Below are 21351 nucleotides of genomic sequence, written 5' to 3'. Positions count from 1 at the left end.
ACGCCGAATTCCTTGTGCGGCTGGCAGGGACGATCCCCAACGTATTGGCGGCAGTCGCTGTGAACGAGTCGCAGGATTACTTCCCTCCCTTCTTTTCCTTAAGGTACATTTCAGCCTTCTCTTGAAAAACTCCCGCCTTGGAATCTTTGGATAATTTTCCCAATTCCTTCACGCCCTCTTTTTGATTGCCCGATTCGTACAGGGCGATGCCCAGAATGAACTGGGCGTGATAAATGGAGGTTGACTCCGGATTTTTTTGCATAAACCGCTTCAAGGCGTCGATGCATAGATCGTAATCCCCTTTATAAAAATCCCGCGTCGCTTTCAAAAAAACCATGAGGGAATAATCTTCGCGCGCCTCTTTCATCAAATCGGAGTCGATGTTCGGCATAGCGAACAGACGGTTAAACTCGGCGTCCGCCTTATCGAATATCGCGCGGTCGCGCAATCCCTTCGCGTAGAGCAGCAGCATCTTAGGATTCATCCGCGTTGTTTCCAGCTGACCTTCCAACAGGCTGAATTCGTCGATCGACTGCAGTACTTTTTTCATCCGCAGCGCCAGTTCCGTCCGTTGCAGGACGTTATTGCTCTCCTCGACGCGCAATGCGTAAATCTCCCGTCCCAGGGGATCGAAAAAGAGCACGCTGGGATAAACCCGCGTCCCATACTCGCCCGCCAGTTCGCTATTGGAGATAATATTGATCCCCACAGCGAGAAATTTGGAATAAAATTGCGCCAGGAGAGGACTCATCCAAACTTGCTTGTCTTCTTTGTTGTCATAAGGGTGATAGAAATAAGCAAAGACGGGAATATTCTTTTCTTTCCCCATTTTCAAGGTTTCGTCAAGATTTTTTTGCCAGTTGAATCCTGCCTGACAAAGAGAAGGAGCAATCAACATCACTGCCAGGACGATTGGAGCCAAAAATTTCTTCTTCATTTCGAGCCTCTTCGTTGGTTTATCGCGGTGGATGAATCCGGCCCGTTGAGATTATCATTTCTCTGCGAGAGCCGTCCGACGCGCCCTATTTGGATTATGCCTATTTAGTATATATAGTATAAATCGAATTGATATTGTCAGGAGGTTTATGGAAAACGAATGGGATTGGCAGCCTAATTTGGAACGCAATATAAATTAATAACTCATGTTACGCGCGATATGAGAAATTAAAGAAATCTCTTACTCTCATCGATTGAATCACGAAAGCACGAAATGAAAAAGAAAACCACGAAAAAAGAAAAAAAAGTTGGCGCAAGGAATCGTGTTATGAGAACGATTTTTCCGTGAAATCCAAAAGAATCCGTGGCATCCGTGATTCAAAAATTTCGTGGAATTCGCGCCTTTTCGTGGTTTCGCGATTCGAAAACGCATCAGAAATTAATCCCAAGCGCCGCTTTTGAACGGTTCCTCCAATTTGCGGGCGGGACGCCTGCGCTCCCAGGTTCGCAGCAGAAGTTAATAGAATTCTTCCTCCACCCGAAAGACGTCCTCGAAATAATCCATTCTCGGCGGCTCACCTTTAGGCGCCAGGATGGAAGCGGCGTCGTAGCGGATATCCCATCCCGTCAGCAAATCGCGCTTAACAAGATATTCCTCCGCCGTTCGAATCATCGCCTGGCGCTTTTTGCGGCCGATAGCTTCGTAAGGCATTCCAAATTGCGCCGACGTCCGCGCTTTTACTTCGACGAAAACGATTTGCGTCCCTTTATTGGCCACCAGGTCGATTTCCCCTCGGCTTCCCCGGTAATTCCGCTCCCAGATTTCATAACCCTGTTTCCGTAGATGCTCGGCGGCGAACGCTTCCCAATTCGAACCAATATCCACGGAAGCGGGATGGAGAATCCGTTCTTTGCGCTTCAGAAATTCGGCGCGTTGATGAGCGCGGTTTTTCAGATAGCAGCGTTCCGATTCCGAGAGCGTATAGGAAGCCAGAAGATCGAGAAGCGATTGGATTTGATCCGCATGATTGCATTCTCCGATTTGTTTTACGCAACGGGTAAAAGCGGCGCTTGGTTCAGGAGCCAGCAGGCAATCCGATACCGGCGAGAACGTGGAGCGATGCTGTTCGCAAGCGCCGAAGATTTGCAGCGCCGCCCTGTGATATTCCGTGGGGTAGCCTTTATGCCCATCGAAGCCGTAGGCCGGATATCGCACATGAAGGGCCGTCATGATTCGGTCCCGGATCACTTTGGCCAGGATCGAGGCCGCGCCCACGCTGACGCACAATCGATCCCCCTTTACGATGGCCTCGCCCGTCGGGGCGATATTGGGATAATCCCGCCCGTCAACCAGGACGTAATCCGGCGGCGTCTGCAAGCGCTCCACCGCCCGTTTCATCGCCAACAGCGAAGCTTTGCGGATATCGAGCGCCTCGATCTCACGGGCCGAAGCCTGGGCGACGGCGTAAGAGAAAGCCTTGCGCGTCAGCAGATCGTACATTTGCTCGCGGGCCGGCTCGCTCAGCAGCTTCGAATCGCGCACTCCCGCCAAAACCGGCGGATCGATATCGGGAGGTAGAATAATAGCGGCCGCTACGACGGGACCGGCCAAAGGACCACGCCCCGCTTCGTCCACGCCCGCGATTAAACGATAGCCCTTCTCTCGAAGCGCGCGTTCTCGGGCAAAGGATTCTTCCTGGACTATCGGTTTGGCTTTCATGTCGATTTCGCCTTCCCGACATCATGCCAAATTGGCAAAAATAGAAAAAGGGGCGCAATGTATGATCGCCCCTTTTGGGAGACTGGGAGACTGGTTGCCCTGTCACCTTGTCCTCTAGTCTCCCTATCGCCTCTGGTGGGCTGCGCTTCGCTTTGAGCCCACCCTACAGTTTACCAGCATCCCCTCGTCCTTTGAGTGAGGATTAGGATGAGGGAATAATCGGCGAATGGCTTTATTTCTTTTTCTTCAACCAGGACATCAACTCGCGTAGTTTTTTGCCCACTTTTTCCACAGGATGATCCAAGTCCTTATTGCGCAGAGCGTTGTATACTGGGCGGTTCGCCTGGTTTTCCAATATCCATTCGCGGGCGAATTCGCCGTTCTGGATTTCCTTTAGAATTACGCGCATTTCCTTTTTGATATCGTCGTTGATAATGCGCGGCCCGCGCGTCAGATCGCCATATTCCGCTGTGTCGGAGATGCTGTAGCGCATTCCAGCAATGCCGTTTTCGTAAATAAGATCCACGATCAATTTCAATTCGTGGCAGCATTCGAAATAGGCCATTTCCGGCTGATAGCCCGCTTCCACCAACGTTTCGAAACTGGCCTTGACCAGCGCCGTCAAACCGCCGCAGAGAACGACTTGTTCGCCGAACAGATCCGTCTCCGTCTCTTCTGCAAACGTGGTTTCGATAACGCCCGCCCGCGTTCCGCCGATGCCGCGCGCATAGGCCAGGGCGACTTCCTTGGCCTTGCCTGATTCGTTCTTATGCACGGCGATCAAGGCGGGCACGCCGCCGCCTTCCTGGAATACGCGCCGCACCAGATGGCCGGGGCCTTTGGGAGCGCACATGATGACGTCGACGCCCGGAGGAGGAATAATCTGTCCGAAATGAATGTTGAATCCATGCGCGAAGAGAAGAGTTTTCCCTTTCTTCATCTCCGCCGCGATTTCTTTGCTATATACCGCCGCTTGATATTGATCCGGGACGGTGATGGTGAGCAAATCGCCCCTCTTGGCCGCTTCCGCCGCTGTGAATATTTCGAATCCATCCGCTTTGGCTTGATCGTAATTCGGCCCCGGAATTTCCGCCACGATCACCTTGACGCCGCTGTCGCGCAGATTCTGAGAATGAGCGTGCCCCTGGCTGCCGTATCCGATAATGGCTACGGTTTTATCTTTCAGCAATCCAAGATCCGCATCGTCATCGTAATACATTTTCACCATGTTCGTTCTCCTTTATAAAAACGTTTGCGTTTGAAATCGGTTTCTGTTCTTCCCCGTCTATCATATTGGCAAACAGGAATTCATTATAGGATTCCAGCTTCTCGCGACGGCGTTCGATCGCCGCATCAGGCCAGCGCCAGCGCCGCATGATTGACTTCGGACTTGCCCCGCGTCATGGCCACTCGTCCGCCGCGAGCCACTTCGGTGATGCCATAAGGCTCCAGCAGTTTCAGAAGCGCTTTGATCTTTTCCTGCTCGCCCGTGGCTTCGATCACCATCGTTTCCAGCCCCACGTCGGCGATTCGGGCGCGGAAGATATTGGCGATCTCCACGATCTCGCCCCGTTGGGTAGGCGTTGCGTTCACTTTGCATAGAATCAGCTCGCGAGAAATGATGTCCTGCGCCTCCATCGAGAAATCATGGCACTCGTGCACGTCCACTAGCTTGTTCAGCTGTTTGCGCACTTGATCCAAAATTTTGTCGTCGCCGGGAACGACGATGGTCATGCGCGAGACTTCCGGATTTTCCGTCTCCGCCACGGAGAGGCTTTCGATATTGAATCCGCGGGCGGAAAACAATCCGGCCACTCGCGCGAGCACGCCGGAGCGGTTCTCCACCAGCACGTAAAAGATATGCCGTCGAATCATTTTTTCAACTCCTTTATACTTTGAGACCTTGAGACCTTGAGACCAAGAAACAAGTCTCACAGTCCCCCAGTAGGATGGGTCGCGCCGTTTGACCCATCAACAATTCCATCCCACAAATACCGATGGGTCAAAAAACGCGACCCATCCTACTTTTTTCATCATTCATCATTCATCATTCCATTACGCCATGCCGTCCATGATCTGATTCAACGACGCCCCGGCGGGAACCATAGGATAAACGTTTTCTTCTCGAGACACTTTCACTTCAAGAATCGCGGGACCTTCCGCCGCCAGGCATTCCTTCAGAGCGCCGTCGAGCTCGCTCCGCTGCGAGACGCTGCGGCCCCAACAGCCATAAGCTTGCGCCAGTATATCGAAGCGAGGCAAATACTCGGCGGCTTTCCAATCTCCCGGAGAACCGTCGCCTCCCGGCCTCGTCAATTCCGTTGCGGAATAATTTTTCCCGTAAAATAAGTCTTGCCACTGCCGCACCATGCCCAGCCAGCCATTGTTCAAGATGATGACTTTGACTGGAAGGTTATAATAAGCCGCCGTCGCCAGTTCCTGGATGTTCATCTGGATGGAACCGTCTCCGGCGATGAGGATAACCTGCCGTCCGGGAAAAGCGCGTTGCGCTCCGATCGCCGCCGGAAAGCCGAATCCCATCGTGCCTAGTCCGCCGGACGTAATCCAGGTGCGAGGACGGGTAAAGGCGAAATGCTGCGCCGCCCACATCTGATGTTGTCCTACTTCGCTGGCGACGATGGCGTCGTCGTTGGCGGCCTTGTTGATCTCTTCGATCAACTCCTGAGGCAATATCTCTTCCGAATCCCCATGCTTTTTGTAACGAAGCGGATGTTTTTTCTTCCAATCTTCAACCTGCATCAACCATTCGTCCGCATCGCATCGCTTCGCCAGGGGATTCAGCATCGTGAGGATTTCCTTCACGTCGCCGATCAAGTCGACGTCTACCGCCACGTTCTTGCTGATGGAAGAGGGATCGATATCCATATGGATAATTTTCGCATGGGGCGCAAATTCCGAGATTTTGCCCGTCACACGGTCGTCGAAGCGCGATCCCACGGCGATCAAGCAGTCGCACGCTTGAACGGCTTTGTTGGCGTAGACCGTTCCGTGCATTCCCAGCATGTGAAGCGAAAGCGGATGGGTTTCGGGGAAAGCGCCCAATCCCATCAGCGTCGTGGTAACGGGGATGTTGGCCTTGGTGGCGAGCACGAACAATTCGTCGGCGGCGTTGGAGTTGATGACGCCGCCTCCAGCATAGATCAACGGCCGCTTGGAGGAATAGATCATCTCCCACGCCTTCGCGACATTCTCCGCCGCAGGCTTCGTTTGAATGCGATATCCCGGCAACGCCGGTTCGCTGGGATAAACATAGTTCTCCAATGTCTGTTTTTGGATGTCCTTGGGAATATCGATCAACGCCGGCCCTTGCCGTCCCGTGCGGGCGATATGGAACGTATTCTTTAACAATTGCGGCAGTTCTTGGATATTTTTCACGAGATAATTATGCTTCGTTACAGGACGGGTGATGCCCACGACGTCGGCTTCCTGAAAGGCGTCGTTGCCGATAAGATGGGATGCGACCTGCCCCGAAATGACGACGATCGGCGTCGAATCCATCATGGCGTCCGCCAATCCCGTTACCGTGTTGGTGGCGCCGGGTCCTGACGTTACGATTACGCAGCCGACCTTGCCCGTAGCGCGAGCGTAGCCTTCCGCCATGTGCATGGCGCCCTGTTCGTGCCGCGTGAGTATGAATTGGAACTTGTCGGATTGGTTGAGCATATCGAACACGTCGATAATCGCCCCGCCGGGGTATCCGAAAACCACTTCCACGCCTTCTCTTTCCAGCGCGTCAACGACGATTTCCGCTCCCTTTTTGCGGCAGGGAGCTGATTGAACTGCATTGGCCTGTTTCTTTTTGGCCGGTTTTGCGGTTTGAGAATAGCTCGACATCGTAAAGCCTCCTTCTTTTTCTCATGCAATGTTAAGTTCTATGGTTAATCGATAATTTTCAATTGATAGGAAAACGCGCAAACAAAAAAGCCGTGAGCGCTTTTTCTTTCGCCCACGGCTTTTAGGAGTTCTGGTTGTTCGATCAGCCGCCGCTCCCTAAAGCAGTGGGCGTTCGTACACCGACTACGAGTACGAGGGCGCTAATAATCTGCTCTAAGGTAAGGTTATTGCGGCTCATGAAATTTCGTTTATTTTCCGTAACGTTTCCCCATTAAAGAATATGGGGCTCTCAATTAAGAAAACCATTTTATTTCAAAACTTCATTCCGTCAAGTGAAACGATGCGTTTTTTATTATTTCCGATAAATCCACTCACCTTTCCATCCACTTAAAAAGGAGTCGGCGTCGGCATGGGCGGCGGCATTGGCGTGTTCGTCGGCATGGGCGGCGGCATTGGCGTATCCGTCGGCATGGGCGGCGGCATTGGCGTGTTCGTCGGCATGGGCGGCGGCATTGGCGTGTTCGTCGGCATGGGCGGCGGCATCGGCGTATTCGTCGGCATGGGCGGCGGCATCGGCGTGTTCGTCGGCATGGGCGGCGGCGTTTCCATGGGCGGCATTGTCGGCATCGGCGTATTCACCGGCGGCATTGTCGGCAACGGCGTATCCAGCGGCGGCATAGTTGGCATTGGCGTATTCACCGGCGGCGGCGTGCCCATCGGGGTACCCATCGGCGGCGGCGTCTCTAGCGGAGGCATCGGCGTACCCATCGGCGTGCCCATTGGCGGCGGCGACTCCATCGGAGTACCCATCGGCGGCGGCGTTTCTAATGGAGGCATTGGCGTGCCCATCGGCGTCATGGGTGGGAACGGCGTGCCCATTGGGGGCGGCGTACCCATTGGAGTATCCATCGGCGGCGGGGTCTCAAACGGAGGCATCGGCGTACCCATCGGCGTCATGGGCGGGAACGGCGTGCCCATTGGCGTCATGGGCGGGAACGGGGTACCCATCGGCGTTATGGGCGGGAACGGCGTGCCCATCGGCGTCATGGGCGGGAACGGCGTGCCCATTGGCGTACCCATCGGCGTTACTACCGTTCCAGGCGTGATTTGAGGTTGTACTAAATAAATATGTTCCAACCCATAAATATTATCCGAATCCAATAGTCCGAATTGCGAATGGCTATGCGCCGAATTGCCAACCGGACTGCCGAATCCGTAATGATATACTACGCCTACGCCCGGCGTATGATCGGAATAGATAATATAATCCATCGCCGGATCGTACACGGCGTCGCCCGCCGCATCATAGATGGACAGCGCATCGATATCCGGAGGACTGCCTAAATCCACCGCATGGGCATAAACCTTTAGCGAACCGGGTATTCCATACTGGCTTACTAAAACATCGCTGGGCGAATAGCCCAATGCAAGCGTGGGGGAACCTGGCGTTAACGAGAAATAGACCCAACTTCCTTGAGCAATAGGCCCAATGTCGAAATCGTCGATCACTCCGCTCGCTGTTCCGCCGCCCATGCTCTGGCTGATGAGATCGTCAATATAGAGAACGTTCATTGAAGCGTGATCTTCTCGATAGATATCCCGCTCGATAGGTTTTCCGGAGCTCGATCTCGCTAACAAATCGCCGCTCGTTCCCACCGATCCAGCGCTGAGGGAGAATACGTCGCAACGGAATTCGTCGAATCGGCTGTAATCTTCACCCAATCCGAGCGCATCGACATCATCGCCCGTTTGCAATCCAATCTCAGAATTTGTGACGGGGACTCTTGGCGAACTGGTGAAATCCCAAATCCAAAAAGCCACCATCGTATTTCCCTCTTCCGAATAGATAATCTTCGCTGGCCCTGCTGGCGTAGGAATAGGAAGAGTCGATATCGGCGTTAATACCGGCGTAAAACCAGGGGTGATAAAAGGCGTTTTGCCTGGAGTGAACATCGGCGTCATCATTGGGGTGATGGGAATCTCAAAACATTGCCAGCAGATTTTTACGATGCAGATATCTGCGCCTTCGATTTTGATTTTCCGGATTCCCGTTGGGCTGTTTAACAGCATCACTCGGATGATGGAAGAATCGGCGCCCGTATCCACCGCCGTGGCAACCTCCACGCCGCTGTCGTCGAAGGCGGTAAGCGTCGCTAACGTCCCATGGCCAAGCACCACTTCCACGACTTTCGGCGCATTACCGTCGCATACGTTGGGACTGAATTCAATATAGGCGGATGTAGTAGCGGAGATATAGACGCCCAAGCGGCCGTCATTGCTGCAGGCCGATATGCTCAAAGGAACGGCCAGCCGGTTGTCTCCCTTGCTGATCTTCACGGGACCTAACGCCGCTTCATCTAACATGGTTACAGGTTCGGTAAAATATTCGCTCACTTCGACGCATTGTTCGAATTGGGGCGGGAGCGTCATCATCGGCGTGAAGACTGGAGTTATTTCCGGCAACGGGATATCGCTGACGCATAACGCGCACAACTTATAAATATAGACCTCAGCGCCTTCGATTTGGATTGAATGGATTCCCGAAATGCTTGCGAGCTTCATTTTGACCTGAGCGCCCGCCGTAAACGTGGAATCGTCCGTAAGAGTATCGACAATCATTCCACTATCGTCAAAAGCGGTTAATGTAATCGGCGTTCCATGGCTTAGGGTGATCTCAACGACTTGAGGTCCCATGCCGCTCTCGCATATGGGTTGGACTAATTCGATCACGGCGAATTTCGACGCTGTCGATTCCGACCAAGGAATAAAGGCAGCCATCTGGTTGTTGGCGCTGTCCAATAGTACGCTTAACGGCGCCATCGTCCCATCTGATAAATAGGCGGGCAGGATGCTCACAGGACCCAAAGAAACTTCGCTTAAATTCTCTGCGGGCGCCGTATAAAAATCGCTTACGCTAATACAAATCATCGGCGCCGGCGTAAACTCGGGCAATCCTGGCGTCATGACGGGCGTTCTTTCTACGGTCGGAACGGGATCGATTCCTTCAAGAAACTTCACGGGAGCCGTTGACATAAATCGGCCCAAAACGCCGCCCGCCGCCGCCGACTTCATGGCAACGACTTGGAATTGATAGGAGTGGCCGAATTGCGGGCCGTTGCGGAATTCTTTGCTAATTCGAGGCGAGTTTTTCCTCCATACCAAAAAATTATCCTTAGGATCGGCGCTTTGACCCAGATAGACGGGAGCAGCGGCGTTATCGACATAGACCCAAATATGATAAAAAGTAATGCCCGTCAACTTGATATCCCAGCGAATGACTAACTCTCTGTTTTCCTCTAAATCGTAATCTTCCGCTCCGCTAAGATCGCGGAAACTCAACGAATCGTCCGTAACAGTAACTTCTCGTATGGGAGTCGGGAGAATGGGCGTGACGATCGGCGTCCGGAATGGAGTTATAACGGGCGTCCATCCCGGAATGATTTCGCCTGCGCAGTACCAGCAAATCTTCAGGATGCAGATTTCCGCGCCTTCGATCTGGATAGTGCGAATCCCCATCGGACTCTTCAGGATCGCCGTCTGAACGGAACTCGGATCGCTGCCGGGATCGCTGAATATATCAACCGCCGCATTGGCGTCATCCAAGGCGGTCAACTTGATCGGCGTTCCATGCGTCAACGTAATTTCCACTACCTGCGGCGCAACGCCTCCGCAAATTTCCGTTGCAAACTGAATGACGGCGAAAGCCGAAGCCGTCGATTCCGACCATGGGATATTAACATCCAAACGTCCATCGCTGTTGCAATCGTTGACGTTCAACGGAACGATGGTTCCATCGGCCAGAACTCCAGGCAGAATTTTCACGGGTCCCAGCAAGACTTCGTTCAATCCCGACGCGGACGTTGTAAAGAATTCGCTAGCGGATACGCAAATCTCCGGCAACGGCGTCTGCGGCGTAAACATCGGGGTAAACATCGGCGTGAAAAGGGGCGTTTTTTCCGGTGTAATCTCACTTACGCAGATCCAGCATATTTTCAAAATGCAGATTTCCGCGCCTTCGATCTGGATGGAGCGGATACCCATCGGACTCTTCAAAATCACGACTTGCGCCAAACTCGCATCGCTGCCAGGATCGCTGAATACGTCCACAGCCGCATTGGCGTCATCTAACGCCGTCAACTTGATCGGCGTTCCATGCGTCAACGCGATTTCCACAAACTGCGGCGCTATGCCTTCGCAGGCTTCCGGCATGAATTCAATTTTGGCGAAAGCAGACGCCGTCGATTCCGACCATGGGATATTGACATCCAATCGCGAATCGCCGTTGCAATCGTTAACACTCAACGGAACGACGGTTCCGTCAGAAAGTACGCCTGGCAGAATTTTCACCGGTCCCAGTAAGACTTCGCTCAATTCCGATGCGGACGCCGTAAAGAAGTCGCCTGCGGACACGCATCGTTGCGGCAACGGCGTCAAGACGGGAGTCATGATCGGCGTCCATTCCGGAATAGGAACTTCGGTTTTGCAAACCCAGCATATTTTCAGAATGCAGATTTCAGCGCCTTCAATCTGGACTTTACGAATTCCCGTCGGACTATTCAAGATGACAACTTGAACCAAGCTCGAATCGCTGCCAGGATCGTCGAACAGATCTACCGCCGCATTACTTTCGTCCAAGGCGGTCAATTTGATCGGCGTTCCATGCGTCAATGTAATCTCAACCAATTGCGGCGCAGAGCCTCCGCAAACTTCCGGCATGAATTCAATCATGGCGAAAGCCGATCCCGTCGATTCCGACCACGGGATATTGACATCCAAAATTCCATCCTCGTTGCAATCATTAATATTCAACGGAACGATCGTTCCATCGGCGAGAACGCCGGGAAGAACTTTCACCGCTCCCAATACGACCTCGCCCTCAACGGCAGTCGGCGCCGCAAAGAAGTCGCTAGCGCTTACGCACCGATGCGGCAAAGGCGTTAAAGGCGGCGTGTAATCCGGCGGGTAAATCGGCGTCCATTCCGGAATCGGAATTTCGCTTACGCAGAGCCAGCATATCTTCAAAATACAGATTTCCGCGCCATTGATCTGGATGGAACGAATTCCAGCGGAACTCCGCAAAACAAACGGTTGGACGAGACTTGCGTCGCTTCCCGAATCGGAAACGGCGTCTACCACGCTTCCCATTGCGTCGAGTGCGGTAAGCGTGATCGCCGTTCCATGCGTCAATGTAATTTCGACGAATTTTGGCCCTAAGCCGTCAGGACAAATATCGCTGGCGAAATCGATTACGGCGAATTTCGACGCCGTCGATTCCGACCAGGGGACGTTGACGCCCAGGCGTCCCGTCGTGGAACAATCGGATACGCTTAAAGGCACTGCCGCTCCGTCCGCTAAAAACGCCTCTTTTATGACAATCGGATCTAAAACGACTTCGCTCAGATTATCGGCTGGACCGGTAAAGAATTCGCTTGCCTCAACGCACTCTGGCGGCTGAGGCGTAAATTCCGGAGTAATAACTGGCGTCCATTCGGGAATATATTCAATGCAGCGCCAGCAGATTTTGAGGATACAAATTTGATTGCCTTCAATCAAGATCGTCTTGATTCCTACGAGGCTTCTCAGAACCAAAGTCTGCACGGTGGCGTCGCTTCCCGGATCGGAAACGACATTCAATTCGAATCCCATTTCATCCAGGGCGGTTAGCGTTACCGGCGAGCCGTGCGTCAGAGTAATCTCCACGACCAGCGGACCCGCGCCGCCGCAAATTTCATCGGAAAATTCGATGGCGGCGAATTTCGACGCTTCCGGATCCGACCAGGGAATTTGGACGCCCAGGACGCCATCCGGTCCGCAGGCGCTGACGCTCAACGGAACTTCCGTACCATCCGCTAAATTGGCTTCGAGAATTTTTACCGGCCCAAGTTCGACTTCTTTCAGATCGTCTATCGGTTCCGTGAAATACTCGCTGGGTTCAACGCACTTCGACGGTTCGGGCGTATACTCTACTGGCGGAATCTCGACGCGGCACTGCCAGCATATTCTTAAGATGCAGATTTCCGCGCCTTCGATCCGGATGGTGCGAATCCCCATGGAACTCTTCAATAAAAAGGTTTGCGTATCGCTCGCGTCGCTCCCAGAATCCGAAACGGCGTCGACAATGCCTCCGCTATCGTCGAAGGCTATCAATTTAACCGGCGTTCCATGCGTTAATGTAATCTCGACTGCAACTGGCGCGGCTCCATCGCAGACTTCCGGCATAAATTGAATAACGGCAAATTTCGACGCTGTAGATTCCGACCAGGGAACTACGACGCCTAAACGTCCCGCTTTGCCGCAATCGGCTATACTTAGAGGAACTTCCGTTCCATCTTCCAAAACGGCTTCCAGAATCTTCACAACTCCAAGTTGCACTTCCTTCAAGTCATCGGCGGGCGCCGTAAAGAAATCTCCCGCTTCCACGCACTGCGGAGGTTTGGGCGTAAATTCCGGCGGGATGATAGGCGTTAGGGGCGGAGTGAGAATCGGCGTTTTCGCCGGCGTCATGATGGGAGTTCGAACCGGCGTAATAAGGGGCGTTTTAATAGTAGGAATAAGATCTTCGCCCTGTTTGAAATCCACTGGGCCGACTGTGTTGTACTTGGCGATAACCTTGCGGTTTTGCGATATTAAAATGACGCGGAAGCGATAGGAATAATCGAATTGAGGCCCTTTATTATACAGAGGCGACGTCCCGGTTCCTTTCTCTTTCCAAACGAAATTGAGATCGCTGGGTTTATTCGCAAATCCCAAGAAAGCGGGATCGGCGGGGAATTCGTCGTCCGTACTGGATTTCTCGAATAGGTAAATATGAACGGCGCCCACATCGGTTACGTCCATATTCCACCGGATCACTAAGGCCCGGTTCTCCGCCAGATCGTAATCCGTTTTATTGCTCAAGTCATCGAAAGTGAGCAAGTTGTCGGTAACGATGACTGGAAGAAGCGTCGGCGTTATTTCCGGTTTCTTCGTCGGCGTTACCGTCGGCGTTGGACTGCCTTCCGCCGAAGGAGTCATATCCGTCGGCAAATCGGTTCCCTCTAAGAATTGCACCGGCCCCGCATTCTCAAACCGGCTTAAAACCTTAAAAGGCAATCCGGATACCGCGAAGACTTTGAACTGATAGGAATGTCCGAATTGAGGACCGCTGCGGAATTTCGCCGCTGCGGCTGGCGTATTGATTCCCCACGCGAATACTTTAACTGTGGCGTTGACGATGGTCAGAAATTCCGCCGTTTTTCCGTCATCTATTACGTAAACGTGGAACGTTTGCGCATCCGCCACTTCTACGTCCCACTTAATGGCCAATTTGCGGGCATCCGCCAAATCGCGGTCTTCGCCATTGCTCAAATCCAACGTAGATTCTTCATCGTCTGTGACGATGACCTCGGGCGCTTTCTTTTCTTCCGTAAATTTCACCGGTCCCGCATTCTCGAATCGCCCCAAAACTTTAAAGGGCAGTCCGGAAACCGCAATGACCGCAAACTTATAGGTATGACCGAATTGAGGGCCGCTGCGGAATTTCGCCGATACGGTCGGAGTATTGATTCCCCAGGCGAATACTTTAACCGTGGCGTTGACGACGGTCAGATATTCCGCCGATTTTCCGTCATCCGAAACATAAATATGGAACGTCTGCGCATCCGCCGCTTCAATGTCCCACTTGATCGCCAATTTGCGGGCTTCCGCCAAATCGATATCTTCGCCATTGCTCAGGTCCAGTGTACTCGCTTCATCGTCCGTAACGAAAACCTGCGGCGCTTTCTTTTCTTCCAGGAATTTCACCGGTCCCGCATGATCGAATCGTCCTAAGATTTTGAAGGGGATCCCGGAAACGGCGATAATCTGGAATTGATAGGTATGATCGAATTGAGGACCGCTGCGGAATTTCGCCGCTGCGGCTGGAGTATTGGCGCCCCAGACGAACATCTTAACCGTGGCGCTGACGGCGGCCAGATATTCTCCCTTTTTTCCATCATCCGAAACATAAATGTGGAACGTTTGCGCATCGGCGACATTAATATTCCACTTTACGGCCAATTGGCGTTCTTCCGCCAAATCGATATCTTCGCCATTGCTAAGATCCAATGTACTCGCTTCATCGTCCGTCACGATGACCGGGGGCGTTAACGCATTCGGCGTAGGCGTAGTGACGGCGCCTTGCGCATACCCATTCAATGCAATAACCAACGAAAGAAAGAAGAGATGTACGGTTCTCATCTGTCCAGCCTCCTAATAGAGTGATTAGTTGTGCAAAGTTTCTTTACACTGCCAAGAATGAAATAGGATTAACTCGTGTAATGCGGCTCGCGGTTAAGTTAAATAGATTCCCAAATCAAATAAATCAATAATCCGAAGAAAAGACTATCACATTACTATACCACTTTATAATGCAAAAAAACATATTTTATTGAATTTTTTTTAAAAATTTTTTATGAATTATATATTATATTTCACCAAATATTTAAATTCATAACCTTTTAAAAATTAAGCCATTATCTACTCATATACTACCTTTGGCGTAGTATGTCAAGAAAGTAATATTATCTTATAGAAATCATCTTTATCGCTCGAGATCTCGAGTTCGACGCGTTCTTAATTGGCTCAAACGCCCTCCTTGATGCCTAAATATACAAGCGCAATAGCGATCATTCTTTCCATCGAACTTCGACTCGTTCGCGCAGATCGCCGTTGTTCCCCGATTCGCTATGCCAACAAAAAGAGATCGGTTCATTCTCTCTTGCTTCCTTTTTGCATCGGAGAGATTATGTTGCGAACAATGGCATAATAGAATCGAAGATATAAAAACGGAAAGAAAAAAAATGGATGCAGCCTGCGAAAAAGGAACGGCTCTAATAACCGGAGGCGCCAAACGGATTGGACGCGCTCTGGCTTTACTCCTCGCCGGTAAAGGCTACCGCGTCGTTCTCCATTGCCATCAATCCCTTCCCGAAGCGGAATTGCTGGCGGAAACCATCCGGAGAATGAAGGTGGAATGCCATGTCTTCACCGCCGACTTGAATAGCGACAAGGATGTCAATGAGCTTATCCCCCAGGTTTTCTCCCGTTTTTCCGACTTCTGCGTACTCGTCAACAACGCTTCCATCTTCGAACGCGCCCGATTGTTGGAAACGGACCACGATCTCTTCGACCGCCATTTCAATATCAACTTTAAAGCCCCTTTTTTTCTCTCGCAGGAATTCGCCCGCCGTTGCGATCAAGGGCATATCATTAATATGCTGGATACGAAGATCGCCCGTACGGTCGTCGAATATTTCGCTTATACGTTGACGAAAAAAGCGCTTTTCGAATTCACCCGCATGGCCGCCAAGGAACTGGCTCCGCGCATCCGCGTCAACGCCGTATGCCCTGGCTTGATTCTTCCGCCTCGCGGCGAAGACGAAGAATATTTAATTCGATGCGGCGAACGCATCCCCTTGCGGCGCAAAGGATCGGTGGAGAACGTAACCGCCGCCGTCTCCTATTTATTGGACAACGATTTTGTTACGGGAGAATGTCTCTTCGCGGATGGCGGCGAACATTTGAAATGAGGAAAGGGCGGAATGATCGTCAAGATTAAGAATCTGAAAATCAACGCCTTCATCGGCGTTCATAAGCATGAAAGAATTCATCGGCAGGAGATTATCGTCAATATCGCCTTGGAATACGATTCCAAAACCGCCGCCGCTTCGGACAACATCCATGACGCCGTCGATTACGAACTCATCGCGCAAAAAATCGCCGACGCCTGCGCTAACGCCCGTTTTGCTTTGCTTGAAACGCTTGTGAATCGCATAACCGGCATCGTAATGGAAGATGCGCGCATTACAAAAGCCACCGTGGAAGCGGATAAGCCTCAAGCCATATTGGACGCGGATTCCGTATCGCTGACGCATACGGTTAGTAGAGGATAAGCACTTAATCAACTGCGTTATTTAATCCAAAAACTAGTTTAAACCGGATTCGGTCCTGGCTTCTGGCTGGGCAGGGAAATCGGCCGCGCCGTAACTTTCAATTTCTTCTCATCGAAATAAAGAATCTTGCTCTGGCGATAGGAATCTGTGCTCATCGTCAATGCGGCTTGCACTTTGAATCCCGTATAGGGATCGAGATGGGGCTGCTCACGGGTTTTCATGCACTTGAGAAAATTCTCCGTATGGCCGTCGCGCGGCTGGCAGGCAATATTCACTTTTTCCGCGCCGTATTTCTTCTTGAATTCCTCCCGGTAGGGGCCATTGCCCTCCACTTCGATATGATCGCCGCGCATGTAGATGGTTCCCTTATGTCCGCGAATGCAATCGTCCAGCCCTACGTCATTGGCGCCGGAGGAAGAGATATGGATGGAATATTCCGCCGCGTAGTCGATGGTCATCAGGAACGTATCGGGAACCTCGCGGCTGTCGTGATGCACCCAAATCCCGCCCATGCCCGCTGCTCGCCAGGGAAAACGGGGCGTCAAAGCGATGTTCAACGGCGCTAGCCGGTGATAAAACAAATCGGTAGCCAATCCGCCGGAATAGTCCCAATACTTGCGGAAGCGGAAACACCGGTCGGGGTCCCAAGGGCGTTTGGGAGCGGGTCCCAGCCATTCGTTCCAATCGATGTTGTTTTCGCCTACGCCGTTCGGACCCGCCAAAGGATTGATGCCGCCGTTCCAATCTCCCTTGTCCCCCGTATTGCGGGCGTAGGAAGACTGCGCCCACACCAATTCGCCGATCATGCCCGCGTCGATCGCTTCTCGCGCCCGCCACCATTGATCCTCAGACGTAAGTTGGCTGCCAACTTGAACGATGCGCCCCGTTTTCACCGCCGTTTTCCAAACGGCCTTCGCTTCTTCCACCGTATGCGTCATCGGTTTTTGCACGTAAACGTCGAGGCCGCGATTTATGCCGTCGATGGTAATGGCGGCGTGCCAATGATCGGGCGTAGCGATATAAATCGCGTCCAAATCTTCTTGGTTGAACATCTCTTTATAATAGCGATAGGGCTTGCCGCCGCTGAGTTCGGCGGCATGATTCAAACGGCGTTGATAAACGTCGCAAACGGCGACGATCTGTACGTCGTTAACTTCTTCCTTCCTTTTCATCAATTCGCGGATATGGCTGGTTCCCATGCCGCCGGTTCCAATGACGGCAATGTTGATGCGCTCGTTGGCGCCTACAGTTTTCCCCGATGCCGGGCCAAGCATAGCCGCGCTAAGCGCCGACACTCCTCCCGCCGCCGAACGCAAAAAATCTCTCCTTCTCGAATTTGTCCGGCCTTCCATATTGCTGCTACCTTCCCAAACAGAATAAGCATCGATCTTTATGAATTTATAACAAAAAAGAGGCTCGCGATATAGGAGCCTCTTTTTGTCGATAAACAATTTGGATCGAGACGTAAAGTTATATCAATTCATAATCTTAGTATCCGGCGCATTTTCATTATTGGTTCCGCCATTGGTTAAGAAGATTTCGCCTGGGCTGACTAAACCGTTCGAGGGCTGGTAAGGAGTGGCCGTATTGACGGAATTGTCCTTTCCCGCGCCCGGACCGAAGGTGATGAGAATAAAATCCCATGGTTTAAAACTGGGAATGTAACGGCTCAATCCGCTTAAATTCCAATCCTGATGATTGTTTCCTGCCGGTTCCTTGATTTCCGGATCGTTGTCCCAATAGGCGTATACGTCGTTGCCATATCGTCCGAACGCTTCGTTGTTGCCGCTGCTCGCCGTTTGCAACTGGCTGGGAATGAAGGGCGATTTCGGCATGGAACTCAAATAAGAGACCGGCGTGCTCAAAGGCGAAAGCACTGCCAGGTTGTTGCGGTTTCCCGATCCGCCGTTCCAACCCACGCCGTTAAAATCTTTTTGAATCCTCGTAGTGCCAATCGGGTCGTCGTCATCCCGAATATCCACCAGCATCTTGCCTCGGTCAGTGATGAACATCATCACCGCTGTGGAGGTGGATTTCATATCGCTGTAACTGCGCGCTACCTTCGCCCGGATCTGCGCGTTCAAGAAATTAGGAACAGCGATAGCCGCCAGAATTCCAATGATCGCAACGACAATGAGAAGTTCAATAAGAGTAAAACCGCTTTTTCTAGCCCGAAACCAATGCATAACCTTTTCTCCTGAAAAATAGTGATATTTTGTTTAGTGATCTGAAATGAATATATATAATAATATAAAACTCGATGTCGATGAATACTTCTACCTCTTTTCAAAGCACATTTAAGGATAATTTACCGATTCTATTACTCAAGAGGAATATAGATAAGACTGCTGCCTCTCTTACTCTTTTAGCAAACTGTATGGCGTTTGCGTTATTCTTTAATTCCTGTCCCAAGTTTGGGAGTGGCAAGGATGATATTGTTTCAAGTCAATTAAAATCAACCTATTTCGAACTATCCCCCAGTTTGGTGGAAGATTTAAAAAGCGCACTTATTCCTTTCGATAAAAGGCTTCGTATATATAAAGGATAAGCAATGTAAAAAGTTGTCATTTTTACATTGTCTCTTCTTGTCCCCGGCTAAGGGTAAACTTGGTCTTGGATTATCTTATCGCGAGAATCCATCAAGCGGACAATATATTCTTCCTCTTTTATTTATTAATAGCGTAGAATATGTTCTTCCGTCAATCTGCCAAGATTTTATATAAAACAAAAATTCCTTCTTTTTAGATTATCCCGCCCTTTGAGAATTAGTCTTATGGAAATTGTAAAATGTTGCGCAAAAGGGGAATTAGATCGGGAACTTCCCAAATATTATGGCGCCTAAAGACGGAAATCGCTTTTCCTACGAGCCTCTTGCAAAATTCCTTTATTCCTCCCCCAAGCCTGGGGGAGGTTAGGAGGGGGTTGACGTAAGTCCATTAAAATCAACCACCCTCTAACTCCCTCCCATCTTGGGGGGAGAATTTTAAGACGGATTTCATTAACTTTGCAAGAGCCTCCTGCTTCTCAAAAAATGAGGCGCGATCAAGATATGATGCGCTAAGATAAAAATTCGAAAAGCGGATTCTGCTTCGCGCGGGATAGTCAATAAGTCAACGCCGACGCCCAGCCAGGGAGACGGACGCCGCCGCCGCGAAAAAGATCGCCTCGGCTGAATAGGCCGTTGGAAGGTTGATAAACCAAACCTTTTACCGGGAAATTGCCCGCATTGTAATCATCGCCTGAATCCGGTCCGGAACTTTCCAGCAGCCAGACGTTATTGGGAATTTGAACCACGAATTCTTTTTCCGATTTGGCCAGCCAGGTTCCCAATTCGAAGTAGGGGTCCAACTCGCGGCCATCGGCGAGGGTCAATCCCTTTTGCGTATTCGATTTGAAGGGATTATAGAAAACGGCCAGGCTGGTTGCGTAAGGAATGGGGGTGGTCAAACTACGGAAGCCGCGATAATGAGTGGCTGGATTGGTGGAATCCCACGCCCAGGCGGTATAGGAATTATTATCGAGAAAATATTGTTCCAGCGCCGTACTCGCCGTGCGCATGTTGCTTACGGCTCGCGCTATTTTAGCCCGAACCTGCGCGTTGAGAAAATTGGGAACGGCGATAGCCGCCAGGATTCCGATGATGGCGACGACGATTAACAGCTCGATTAAAGTGAAAGCCGCCCCCTTATTTTTTCTCTTCTTCATCGTCTCCCCTTCCTCGTTCTCCAACATGCGGCAAACCGCCTATACGCTTATATTGTATAGCATAAATGGAGGCGCTTTGTTAAGTGAAAACTAAACCAGGGAATTGAGAGAAAGGGATAATAGGGACAAGCCGCCGATCAAGGACCTTTGCGTAGAAGGTCTCCTTCGGAAACGATGCCGTTAGAAACATCGTAAATCTTATAGTCCCCTTCGCGGGAGTCGGCGTTGTCGAAAAGACGGTTGGGACCCAGGCTGAAGATGAAATACGCCTTGGCCGTTCCCTTATTGACGGCGTAATTGCCTTGACTGAAATAAACGTAAGGATAGGGGAACTTGGAGACGAAATGGCGCGCGACGAGGGGATCGTCATGGCTCACGCTTTTATCATGAAACAGATCGCCGGGAATCTCTGAAATATACGCCGTCGGCGTGGTGAGAATATGCTGAATCCGGCGTTGATCGAAATACTCCTCCGCCCGTTCGCCGTAATCGTTGCCGTCGAGAGGATAAGTGTTGTAGTCCATATAATATTGTTCGATGGCGGTGGAAAGGGTTTGCATCTCGGCCAGCGCGGCGGAGGTCTTGGCTCTCACTTGGGCGTGTTGGTAATTGGGCAGAGCGATCGTGGCCAGGATGCCGATAATAGCCACCACGACCAGAAGTTCGATCAAGGTGAATCCGCATAGCCGTCTCATGGCCTCTTCTCCTTTCCGGCATCCGGTCCGTTCGTCATTCCTCCCGCAACAGACTCTATCTATAAGAATATATGAAAAGAACGAAAGTGAAAACCTGATGTTCAACGAATACCAATCTGCATTGAGATTGTCGCTTTTCAAATTCCTCTCCCAAGATGGGGAGAGGTTAGGTGAGGGTTGATATTATTAGACTTATATTTCCCTCACCCTAACCCTCTCCCAAAGGGCGAGGGAATTTATAAGCAACAATCCTAACGCAGAATGGTATAAGCCATTATTCGCAGACGTATCGCCTGTATAAACAGGAAGGGGCGCGATAGCCGCGCCCCTTCGGCAATGATCTCTTTTTAATCAAGGGCAAAAACAACTTTTGGTCGCGGTAGGGACGCCGGTTGCCCGACGCCCCCCGCACAGATCCCAGCGTGCGGAACTACCGCACTGGGCTCCTGCCTCAGGTCATGACGCCCAAGCGCTCCGACGGATAGGGATGTACTCCCATCCTTCTTTGCGACTTGCCGTATTCGTTCCA

The 21351-nt window shown here is 51.4% G+C and carries 13 protein-coding genes and 1 pseudogene; 2 read left to right on the top strand and 12 right to left on the bottom strand.

What is annotated here, in order from left to right:
* Positions 1 to 76 precede the first annotated feature (76 nt).
* From AB1656_04055 to AB1656_04020, 8 genes and pseudogenes are all read right to left on the bottom strand, one after another.
* Positions 77 to 937, bottom strand: coding sequence for a hypothetical protein (locus tag AB1656_04055; protein ID MEW6234536.1), 861 nt, complete (start codon positions 935 to 937; stop codon positions 77 to 79).
* A gap of 516 nt (positions 938 to 1453) precedes the next feature.
* Positions 1454 to 1930: a YraN family protein gene (locus AB1656_04050; GenBank protein ID MEW6234535.1), complete on the bottom strand. Its 477-nt coding sequence runs from the start codon at positions 1928 to 1930 to the stop codon at positions 1454 to 1456.
* Between the two features lie 75 nt (positions 1931 to 2005).
* A pseudogene (locus AB1656_04045) lies at positions 2006 to 2656 on the bottom strand (ribonuclease HII).
* 232 nt (positions 2657 to 2888) lie between these two features.
* Positions 2889 to 3884, bottom strand: coding sequence for a ketol-acid reductoisomerase (ilvC, locus tag AB1656_04040; GenBank protein MEW6234534.1), 996 nt, complete (start codon positions 3882 to 3884; stop codon positions 2889 to 2891).
* Entirely contained in the window at positions 3862 to 4032 is a 171-nt protein-coding gene (locus AB1656_04035; protein ID MEW6234533.1) for a hypothetical protein, read from the bottom strand. Before AB1656_04035 ends, ilvC begins: the two co-directional genes overlap by 23 nt.
* The gene (gene ilvN, locus AB1656_04030) at positions 4010 to 4531 is read right to left on the bottom strand and encodes an acetolactate synthase small subunit (protein MEW6234532.1); all 522 of its coding nucleotides are present in this window, start codon (positions 4529 to 4531) and stop codon (positions 4010 to 4012) included. The genes AB1656_04035 and ilvN overlap by 23 nt, the downstream gene beginning before the upstream one ends.
* 180 nt (positions 4532 to 4711) lie before the next feature.
* Positions 4712 to 6511 (bottom strand): biosynthetic-type acetolactate synthase large subunit, encoded by a 1800-nt coding sequence (gene ilvB, locus AB1656_04025; GenBank protein ID MEW6234531.1) that lies wholly within the window; start codon positions 6509 to 6511, stop codon positions 4712 to 4714.
* A gap of 387 nt (positions 6512 to 6898) precedes the next feature.
* A complete protein-coding gene (locus AB1656_04020) occupies positions 6899 to 14728 on the bottom strand; it encodes a hypothetical protein (protein ID MEW6234530.1) in 7830 nt (2609 codons plus the stop codon).
* Between the two features lie 602 nt (positions 14729 to 15330).
* Here AB1656_04020 and AB1656_04015 point away from each other — a divergent pair.
* Both AB1656_04015 and folB read left to right on the top strand, forming a co-directional pair.
* Positions 15331 to 16059, top strand: coding sequence for an SDR family oxidoreductase (locus AB1656_04015; protein MEW6234529.1), 729 nt, complete (start codon positions 15331 to 15333; stop codon positions 16057 to 16059).
* A gap of 12 nt (positions 16060 to 16071) precedes the next feature.
* Positions 16072 to 16422, top strand: a complete 351-nt coding sequence (folB, locus tag AB1656_04010; GenBank protein ID MEW6234528.1) for a dihydroneopterin aldolase — start codon at positions 16072 to 16074, stop codon at positions 16420 to 16422.
* Between the two features lie 38 nt (positions 16423 to 16460).
* On the opposite strand, the gene AB1656_04005 is transcribed toward folB, so the two are convergent.
* The 4 genes from AB1656_04005 to AB1656_03990 all read right to left on the bottom strand — a co-directional run bounded on the left by AB1656_04005 (position 16461) and on the right by AB1656_03990 (position 20822).
* Positions 16461 to 17738, bottom strand: coding sequence for a Gfo/Idh/MocA family oxidoreductase (locus AB1656_04005; protein MEW6234527.1), 1278 nt, complete (start codon positions 17736 to 17738; stop codon positions 16461 to 16463).
* 159 nt (positions 17739 to 17897) lie between these two features.
* Positions 17898 to 18608: a prepilin-type N-terminal cleavage/methylation domain-containing protein gene (locus tag AB1656_04000; GenBank protein ID MEW6234526.1), complete on the bottom strand. Its 711-nt coding sequence runs from the start codon at positions 18606 to 18608 to the stop codon at positions 17898 to 17900.
* A 916-nt stretch (positions 18609 to 19524) separates the two neighbouring features.
* The gene (locus AB1656_03995; protein ID MEW6234525.1) at positions 19525 to 20127 is read right to left on the bottom strand and encodes a prepilin-type N-terminal cleavage/methylation domain-containing protein; all 603 of its coding nucleotides are present in this window, start codon (positions 20125 to 20127) and stop codon (positions 19525 to 19527) included.
* A 137-nt stretch (positions 20128 to 20264) separates the two neighbouring features.
* A complete protein-coding gene (locus AB1656_03990; GenBank protein MEW6234524.1) occupies positions 20265 to 20822 on the bottom strand; it encodes a prepilin-type N-terminal cleavage/methylation domain-containing protein in 558 nt (185 codons plus the stop codon).
* Positions 20823 to 21351 lie beyond the last annotated feature (529 nt).

The sequence above is a fragment of the Candidatus Omnitrophota bacterium genome (assembly GCA_040755155.1).
Taxonomy (GTDB): domain Bacteria; phylum Hinthialibacterota; class Hinthialibacteria; order Hinthialibacterales; family Hinthialibacteraceae; genus JBFMBP01.
Note: the sequence above shows the minus strand (reverse complement) of the source record. Positions and strands in the feature narration are given on the sequence as shown.

Bases quoted from the DNA above. Each gene is read 5' to 3' on its own strand.
- AB1656_04020 (MEW6234530.1), bottom strand. From the start codon at position 14,728: ATGAGAACCGTACATCTCTTCTTTCTTTCGTTGGTTATTGCATTGAAT.
- ilvB (MEW6234531.1), bottom strand. From the start codon at position 6,511: ATGTCGAGCTATTCTCAAACCGCAAAACCGGCCAAAAAGAAACAGGCC.
- AB1656_04055 (MEW6234536.1), bottom strand. From the start codon at position 937: ATGAAGAAGAAATTTTTGGCTCCAATCGTCCTGGCAGTGATGTTGATT.
- AB1656_04035 (MEW6234533.1), bottom strand. From the start codon at position 4,032: ATGCGGCGCTGGCGCTGGCCTGATGCGGCGATCGAACGCCGTCGCGAG.
- folB (MEW6234528.1), top strand. From the start codon at position 16,072: ATGATCGTCAAGATTAAGAATCTGAAAATCAACGCCTTCATCGGCGTT.
- AB1656_04015 (MEW6234529.1), top strand. From the start codon at position 15,331: ATGGATGCAGCCTGCGAAAAAGGAACGGCTCTAATAACCGGAGGCGCC.
- ilvN (MEW6234532.1), bottom strand. From the start codon at position 4,531: ATGATTCGACGGCATATCTTTTACGTGCTGGTGGAGAACCGCTCCGGC.
- ilvC (MEW6234534.1), bottom strand. From the start codon at position 3,884: ATGGTGAAAATGTATTACGATGACGATGCGGATCTTGGATTGCTGAAA.
- AB1656_03990 (MEW6234524.1), bottom strand. From the start codon at position 20,822: ATGAGACGGCTATGCGGATTCACCTTGATCGAACTTCTGGTCGTGGTG.
- AB1656_04000 (MEW6234526.1), bottom strand. From the start codon at position 18,608: ATGCATTGGTTTCGGGCTAGAAAAAGCGGTTTTACTCTTATTGAACTT.
- AB1656_03995 (MEW6234525.1), bottom strand. From the start codon at position 20,127: ATGAAGAAGAGAAAAAATAAGGGGGCGGCTTTCACTTTAATCGAGCTG.